Here is a 7,462-nt window from a genome sequence, read left to right on the forward strand (position 1 = left end):
CGGGAGTTCCGGCGGCTGCGCTCACAGCTGTTCCAGTAGTGGTTACGGCTGCGGTTGCCTTAGCCACCAGCCCGCCCCCTGTAACGGTAGACAACCAATCAAGCATAATTTTATCCTCCCATGATTAATTCATAGTATCCCTGAAATCCCGGATAACTGAAATTCATTCTTGAAACCGTTATAACCTGCCGACCGGGAGACCTGTCCCTGCTGCTCTTACCCAACTCGCTCCTGATGGTTTTTCACCCCCTCTCCTTGAGGGACCTGGCTATAGGCCCCTACTGTATTCCCAACCCGTTTAGCAATGGTTTAGTTATAGCAATGAACTCGGCAAACTTACGTGCCGCCAGCCAGCTGTCACCCCTGCGCACAACTTCATAGGGAAAGATTACTTTCAGCCGGTATTTGCCAGTTGCCTCAACCCTGGGCAACTCCCTTTCCAGCACAGCTCCCAGTCGTTTTTCGATTTCCGCTTTCAATTCAAGAAGGGGCAGGAAAACCTGCTTTTTATAACCATCCATAACGAGGTCTATGACTAAAAGCTCCCGGCCCCGGTACTGCCCTTTCCGCGGCCGGGTACGGCCAATGCGGTAGTAAATATCGTTATTGCCAAATACCTTTACGCACTTCCAGGACTCACTGACCCCCAGATTTTGCCCCGGCAAGGCATATGTGACCTTGATGTTCTGTTCAGCCAGGATACGCCTGGTCCCGGCCAGCACTTCCTCCAAAAATTGATCAAAGTTTTTTTCCTCCGCGGCAGGAGCCACCCGCTCCGTTTCAAGACCCTCTTCGCTCTGTAACCAGGACTCGAACCAGTCAAGGAAATTTTTGAGCTCGTGGACTACCCCCGCCTTACCCTCCCTGCCTTCCGTGACATTCCGGGTGATCTTTTTCAAAAACTCTTCCTTGCGGCGATTGAAAAGCTGTAACGCATCCCTTTCAACCATAGCCTTTTATCACCTCACCCGACCAATACCTGCCAGGACTTTGTGCTTGTAACCCCATGCACATGTTTGCACATAAAAATAGAGGTAACCACATGTACAATGTTCCTTTGCCATAACCACTGTGCTATAATAAACACAAGGGCTTGTGAAAAAAGTTATAAATAGGCATAGCATTTTACATGCCAGCCTGTCACAGCCCGGGCATAACAGGTTAGCATTAGTCACAGCACAAAAGCTTTGTTTAAAAACAAACATTGCTTAACCAATCACCAAGTAAAAAGAGCCCTAACACAAGCAATTTGAGAAGGTAGAGGCTGTCTGTTTTCAGACAGCGAGTGTTTGTTATCCGCCACCCACAGGGCGAGGTTTTACGCGGGATTTAAACCGGGTAAGGGGGGGCGCACAGAATGAAAGCAGGCTGGCGCAGTTTGCGCTTTCAAATCATGGCGATCATTGCAGTACTGCTGCTGATTCCCGTTTTACTGCTGCTTTACGACCTGGTGTTTGCCACCAAAAGCGAAGAAGTTATGATTTCCTCTTTACAGGAACGTCTGGGTTCTTTACTGCAGAACCAGGTTGTCCCCGCACTAGAAGACAACCTTCAGAAAAAACTCAAAGGTGAAGAATTCACAAGCCTCAGCCCTCAAAGCCAGGTCAGTTACCTCAAGACCAGCTTCAATGAGGTTGCCGGCCCCCTGGTCCCCAACTATCCAGGTGTGAGGTTCGGCCTCTACCTGCCCGAAAGCAAACAAATTTTCGTGCAGGGTTTCCTGCACCAGTACCGCCAGCTCTCACCACAGGAAAGCCGTGAAAGGGAAAAACGCATTTTGAATGAGGCAGACTCGGGACTGATGGCCGTAGTAGCCAGCAAGCGACCCATTGCCCGCTTGACAACAAGTTTAAGCGATGAGACTTTTGAATACCTTACACCCCTCATGATTGACGGCAAGCTGGTGGCAGTAGTATGGGTTGATGAACGCCTGCACCCCATCTACGCCCAGAGCCGGTATTTTCGCCTCATTTCCATTTACGTAACTCTGTTTGTTTCCTTTGCCTGCACCGGGGGGGCCCTGTACCTGGTCCATAATCTCGTGAGGTCCGTAAACCAGATCAAGGAAGGCCTCGCCTATTTGGAGAAGGACCTGAACCACTTGCTTCCGGACCTTCCGGGGGAAGCCGGTCAGATAGCACGGGCAATTAACCGCATGGCCCGCTCCATCGCTGAAAAAGAAAAGCTGGAGGAGCAACTGCACCGGTCCGAAAGACTGGCCGCCCTCGGGCGGCTGGTTACCGGTATCGCACATGAACTGCGCAACCCCATTTCCGTCGTTAAAACCACTATCCAGGTATTGGAACAAGATTTAAAGAACGTATATGACATCAAACAGTATACCGATATAATTAAAGAACAAATCGACCGGCAAAACAGGATCATCCAGGAGCTACTGGATTTCGGCCGGCCGACGAAGAATTTCGTCCATCCAGCTTCGGTAAATTCCTTGCTGGACAAAGTACTTACCTTTACAACACCGCTTTTAAAGGAACACCGGGTACAGTTAACGGTAGAAAAAGATCCGGATGTCCCGGTCATAGAAGTAGACGGGGAGCGAATCAAACAGGTGTTTGTAAATTTAATTTTGAATGCGGTCCAGGCCATGCCCCGGGGGGGTACGTTGAAGATCAGAACCTACACCGACAGGGACAACGTATGTATCAGGTTCAGCGATACCGGCCCGGGAATTGCCAGCGAGGAAATCTCAAGGATTTTCGATCCTTTCTACACCACCCGTAAAGACGGAACCGGATTGGGGCTGTCCATCAGCCACCAGATAGTTACCAGTCATGGCGGTAGCATCGATGTGACCTCCAGTGAAAAAGGCGCGACTTTTACCGTATACTTACCCATAACGCATCAGACAGGAGGGGCATAACCATGGTACCAACAATTTTAATCATCGATGACGAACAGCACCTCTGCTGGGCACTGGAACGTGCCATGCAGCAGGAGGGCTACCATGTGTTATCCACCACCTCCCCCGTAAAAGGTCTGGAACTGATACGCGAAGAACAGCCCTCCCTGGTAATTCTGGACCTGAAAATGCCTGAGATGGACGGAATGGACGTACTCCGGCGGGCCAGGGAATTGCAACCCAGGATACCGGTGGTTATTCTGACCGCACACGGCACGATTGAAACGGCAATCGAGGCTATGAAAATAGGTGCGGCCGATTACATCACCAAGCCTTTCGACCTGGACGAATTAAAAATGGTCATTAAACAGAACCTGGTAATCACCCAGCTGGCCACGGAGGTTAGTTTTCTGCGCTCCGAATTAACCCAGAAGTACAGCAAACTGGTTGGCAAGAGCCCGGCCATCCAGGAAGTGACTAAATTAATCGAACGGGTAGCCGCAAGCGACGCCACGGTGTTGATTACGGGGGAAAGCGGTACCGGTAAGGAGGTGGCCGCGGTAGCCATCCACCAGAACAGCCCCCGCCGGGACGGACCTTTTATCGCCATCAACTGTGCGGCACTACCCGAACAACTGCTGGAAAGCGAACTTTTCGGCCATGAGAAGGGAGCTTTTACCGGGGCCACTGCTCGCAAGCTGGGAAGATTTGAACTGGCCGACCGGGGTACCATTTTTCTGGATGAAATTACCGAGATGTCTCTTTCCATGCAGGCAAAACTACTGCGGGTACTCCAGGAAAGGTGCTTCGAGCGGGTCGGAGGTACGGAAACAATTCACGTGGATGTACGCGTTATTGCAGCTACGAACCGCAACCTGGCCAAAGCCATAGAAAAGGGGCTTTTCCGGGAGGATCTCTATTACCGTCTCAACGTGTTCCAGATCCACCTGCCGCCCCTGCGGGAAAGAAAGGAGGACATCCCCCTTTTAGCCAATCATTTTTTAGAAAAGTTCCGCCCCAAGTACCTTGTGCATAAAATTTCCCCGGCAGCCATGGAACTGCTGTGCAATTACCACTGGCCGGGAAATATCCGGGAACTGCAGAACGTTATTGAGCGGGCGGCCATCATCTGCCAGGGCAATGAGATACTGCCCGAACACCTGCCCAAGGAGCTTCTGAACACGAACCATAATGAAAAGGAGCTGGTAGTCCACTTCCCTGACGAAGGCATTTCCCTGGAACAGGTTGAAAAAGAGCTGATCATCAAGGCCCTGCAGAAAAGCGGGGGGAATCAGACCCGTGCCGCCCAGTTGCTGGGTATTACCCGGTCCGCCCTTTTATACCGGGCACAGAAATACGGTATCATCACCGGTTAGTTTTAGGGAACGCCCTCAAACCATCCCTACTTTTAAAAAAAGCCGGAAAAAGTTTTTCCGGCAGCAGGATTTTTGAGACTTTTATCAGAATATTTTTATAACCGGGGGATCTACAGAACAGCTACGCACTCAAAACCAGGAAAGATCGGTGGGTGACCATGTTAACTGCTAGTGCTAAAACAACTGAAACAAAACAGATCAACACCATACAGGGCATGGTATTTATAGAAGGACCTGTCAGCAGGGATTACCTTGCCACCCTTGCCATGAACGAACACCTGCGCAACTTCCGCAACCCCACACGGCAAAAAGAAGCTTTAATGATTACCGCCAGTGATCCGGAAGGGCTCGTTTATATTGCCCGGCACGGGCAGGAAATCATAGGGTATGTACTCTTTCACAAACCCAGCGAATATACACGCTGGAGCAGGCATCCCCGCCTGCTGGAACTCGGAGCTATCGAAGTCAGCCGGAGCTGGCAACGTCAGGGCATAGCAAAAGAACTGCTACATCAGGCTTTCAAGAACGAGAAGCTGGAGGATTACGTGGTCATCACCACCGAATTCTACTGGCACTGGGACCTGCAGGGGAGCGGGCTGGACGTTTTCACCTACCAGCGCATGCTGACCCGGCTTTTTGGGAGCGCAGGTTTCAAAAGGCGAGGGACAGACGACCCGGAAATCCTGGAACATCCAGCCAACATGTTGATGGTACGTTTCGGCAGGAAGGTCAGCAAGACGTACATTAAAGCTTTTGAAGATCTAACCTATCAAAATTCGCTTGTTGACTAAGTTTTTCTTAAATTCTTCACTAAGATTTTTTAAATTCCTTGACAGGGAGAGGGTGTTATTCTATACTTTAAAGTGAAATATATCACAAGCTCAAACCGCCTCTCCTTTCCCCACCTTGAATGCCCCTGGCTGGGGCATTTTTTTTTGCTTACATGAAATGATTCCCCCATCCTGACCGTTTGCCTTTTTACGGAAAGTGAGGTATATTTTTTTAAAAAGGAGGGACTGACCTATGAGCATTTACGAGTTGGGAGATTGCAGGCCGCAGTTAGCAGCAGGCGTTTTCATCGCACCCGGAGCCAGAGTCATCGGCCGGGTCAAAATCGGCCGGGGCAGCAGCGTCTGGTTCAATACGGTAATCAGGGGCGATGCGGACGAAGTGGAAATAGGTGAGGAAACAAACATTCAGGACGGATGTCTGTTGCACGAAGATCCCGGCTATCCCCTGAAAATCGGAAACCGGGTCACAGTGGGACACGGAGCCATACTCCACGGTTGCACCATTGAAGATGGCACACTTGTCGGTATGGGTGCCATAGTTCTCAACGGTGCCCGCGTAGGCCGGGGAGCGGTGGTAGGTGCCGGAGCACTGGTGGTGGAAGGGCAGGAAATCCCCCCGGACCATCTTGCCCTGGGTTCTCCAGCCCGGGTAGTCCGGCAACTTTCGGAACAGGAAAAGGGAAAACTTTCAAAACTGGCCTTCCATTATCAAGAGCGTGCCAGGCACTATCAATTAAAATTAACCAGTACAGCCGGATGACACTCGAAGATTTCCTGTCGAAAATAGAAAATTTATCTTGTAGAAAAAGAGGAGGTTTTTTGTTTTTAGAGAAATATGTGCCAGAGAGTGTTATTCGGTGGTACTCCCGGGCCTGTTTAAGTCCTGATTGTAAAGTCAAAAGTTAATTTAATTGCTTGACCGCATAATCCAATCGATGGGGAGACAACCATGGACAGAATGCCTCTGCTCGCTTTGATCTTGCAGTCCATCCCGGAGAGCATCATCATCCTGGCCCTGGGCTTAACTCTTATGGGCGTTGAGCTCAAGTGGCGGCGGATTGTTCCAGCAGCAGTGCTTTCATCGCTCTGCTCATATTTCGTGCGTGAACTACCCATACCTTATGGAATACATACTTTAATCGGCATAATCGTAATCGCTGCCTTGATAGTGATCTTTTTCAGGACTTCCGTTCCTGTAGCTTTAAGTGCGGCCATGATAGGAATAGTTGTACTGGCGACAGTGGAGATGCTCCTCTGGCCTGTTTTGCTGGCACTTACAGGCAAAACACTTGCTGAAGTCTGGAAATCTGAAATCCTGCGCATTTTATTAGCCATTCCGGAACTGGTTGTGCTGACTCTGATAACGCTTTTGTGCGTCAAAAAAAAGATTGCCTTCAGGAGACCACGATATTCTTCCGTTGACCGTTCAAAAAACCAGGAAGACTGATTAAGTTAAAAATGAGTAAGTTGTCATTTCCAAACTATTTAATAATATTCTTCAGTTTGGGGCAGGCGCTGCTTATTACCCTTTTGACCCAGTACCTGGTTTATTTCAAAACATCGATCCCGCCAGCCTGGATAGCAGTGGTTGACATCATTATTTTTGGGAACACCATCCTGGGCTTTATTTTCTTGCGAAAGTCAGTCGTACTGGAAGAACAGGACAACTTAATACGCCAGCAGGCCAGGCATATCCAGAACCTGGAGGAGATGATCCGAAACATCCGGGCACAGCGCCACGACTTCATCAGCCACCTGCAGGCCGTATACGGCATGCTGCAGATGGGAAAGCCGGAAAGCGCCCGGGCATACCTGGCCGAGGTTACGGCCGACATCCGTATTCTATCCCAAACCCTGCGGTTGAAACAGCCCGAGGTGGCCGCCCTGATCCAGCAAAAAGCGGCGCTGGCGGCGAGCCGCAACATCAGCTTCGGCCTGATTGTAGAGAGCGACCTGGAAAAACTGGCCATGCGCCCCTACAACCTGAACCGCATTCTTGGCAACCTGCTGGACAACGCTATGGAAGCAGTGGTGTTCTTAGCAACCGGCGACCGTTACATCAGGCTGGAAATAGGGGAAGACGAACAATGCTATATTATCTCGGTGAGTAATTCCGGTCCGGAAATAGAAGAAGAGATAAAAGAAAAAATTTTTGAAACAGGCTTTTCCACCAAGGGGGAAAACAGGGGCCTGGGGCTGGCCATAGTACGGGAAATAGTGGAACATCATGGTGGGCAGGTGCGGTTGACCTCCCAGCCCACCACATTTACGGTAACACTTCCCAAGGCGGGTTGAAGAGTGATGCTCAACAACCTGCCCATTTTTTCTAAACACCTACCACGGCCACCTCGTCCCGGTCCAGCCTGCGGCGCAGTCCCCTGTCGGCCTGCTTGAAGGCCACAGTAGAGTCAATATGGCGGCCCCCACTACCGGCT

At 50.4% G+C, this 7,462-nt stretch carries 7 protein-coding genes; 6 read left to right on the forward strand and 1 reads right to left on the reverse strand.

All coding sequences use genetic code 11. The features are described from left to right. Positions 1–278: 278 nt before the first annotated feature. Positions 279–950, reverse strand: coding sequence for a hypothetical protein (locus ACPLUI_RS08615; RefSeq protein WP_424659857.1), 672 nt, complete (start codon positions 948–950; stop codon positions 279–281). 407 nt (positions 951–1,357) lie between these two features. Between ACPLUI_RS08615 and ACPLUI_RS08620 the strand changes: the two genes are divergently transcribed. The 6 genes from ACPLUI_RS08620 (at position 1,358) to ACPLUI_RS08645 (ending at position 7,322) form a co-directional block, all read left to right on the forward strand. Continuing rightward, a complete protein-coding gene (locus ACPLUI_RS08620) occupies positions 1,358–2,881 on the forward strand; it encodes an ATP-binding protein (protein WP_424659858.1) in 1,524 nt (507 codons plus the stop codon). A gap of 2 nt (positions 2,882–2,883) precedes the next feature. Then, on the forward strand, positions 2,884–4,236 hold the full coding sequence (locus ACPLUI_RS08625) for a sigma-54-dependent transcriptional regulator (RefSeq protein WP_424659859.1): 1,353 nt from the start codon (positions 2,884–2,886) through the stop codon (positions 4,234–4,236). A 158-nt stretch (positions 4,237–4,394) separates the two neighbouring features. Then, on the forward strand, positions 4,395–5,027 hold the full coding sequence (locus tag ACPLUI_RS08630; protein WP_424659860.1) for a GNAT family N-acetyltransferase: 633 nt from the start codon (positions 4,395–4,397) through the stop codon (positions 5,025–5,027). 232 nt (positions 5,028–5,259) lie between these two features. After that, on the forward strand, positions 5,260–5,787 hold the full coding sequence (locus ACPLUI_RS08635) for a gamma carbonic anhydrase family protein (RefSeq protein WP_424659861.1): 528 nt from the start codon (positions 5,260–5,262) through the stop codon (positions 5,785–5,787). Positions 5,788–5,976: 189 nt separating this feature from the next. Next, complete coding sequence (locus tag ACPLUI_RS08640) at positions 5,977–6,474, forward strand: hypothetical protein (protein WP_424659862.1); 498 nt, start codon at positions 5,977–5,979, stop codon at positions 6,472–6,474. An 83-nt stretch (positions 6,475–6,557) separates the two neighbouring features. Next, positions 6,558–7,322, forward strand: a complete 765-nt coding sequence (locus ACPLUI_RS08645) for a sensor histidine kinase (protein WP_424659863.1) — start codon at positions 6,558–6,560, stop codon at positions 7,320–7,322. Positions 7,323–7,462: the final 140 nt, after the last annotated feature.

The organism is Desulfofundulus sp. (assembly GCF_049701015.1).
In the GTDB taxonomy this organism is placed as follows: domain Bacteria; phylum Bacillota; class Desulfotomaculia; order Desulfotomaculales; family Desulfovirgulaceae; genus Desulfofundulus.

Excerpts from the sequence above, each read along its gene's own strand:
- ACPLUI_RS08635 (WP_424659861.1), top strand. The coding sequence starts at position 5,260 with ATGAGCATTTACGAGTTGGGAGATTGCAGGCCGCAGTTAGCAGCAGGC.
- ACPLUI_RS08620 (WP_424659858.1), top strand. The coding sequence starts at position 1,358 with ATGAAAGCAGGCTGGCGCAGTTTGCGCTTTCAAATCATGGCGATCATT.
- ACPLUI_RS08625 (WP_424659859.1), top strand. The coding sequence starts at position 2,884 with ATGGTACCAACAATTTTAATCATCGATGACGAACAGCACCTCTGCTGG.
- ACPLUI_RS08615 (WP_424659857.1), bottom strand. The coding sequence starts at position 950 with ATGGTTGAAAGGGATGCGTTACAGCTTTTCAATCGCCGCAAGGAAGAG.
- ACPLUI_RS08640 (WP_424659862.1), top strand. The coding sequence starts at position 5,977 with ATGGACAGAATGCCTCTGCTCGCTTTGATCTTGCAGTCCATCCCGGAG.
- ACPLUI_RS08630 (WP_424659860.1), top strand. The coding sequence starts at position 4,395 with ATGTTAACTGCTAGTGCTAAAACAACTGAAACAAAACAGATCAACACC.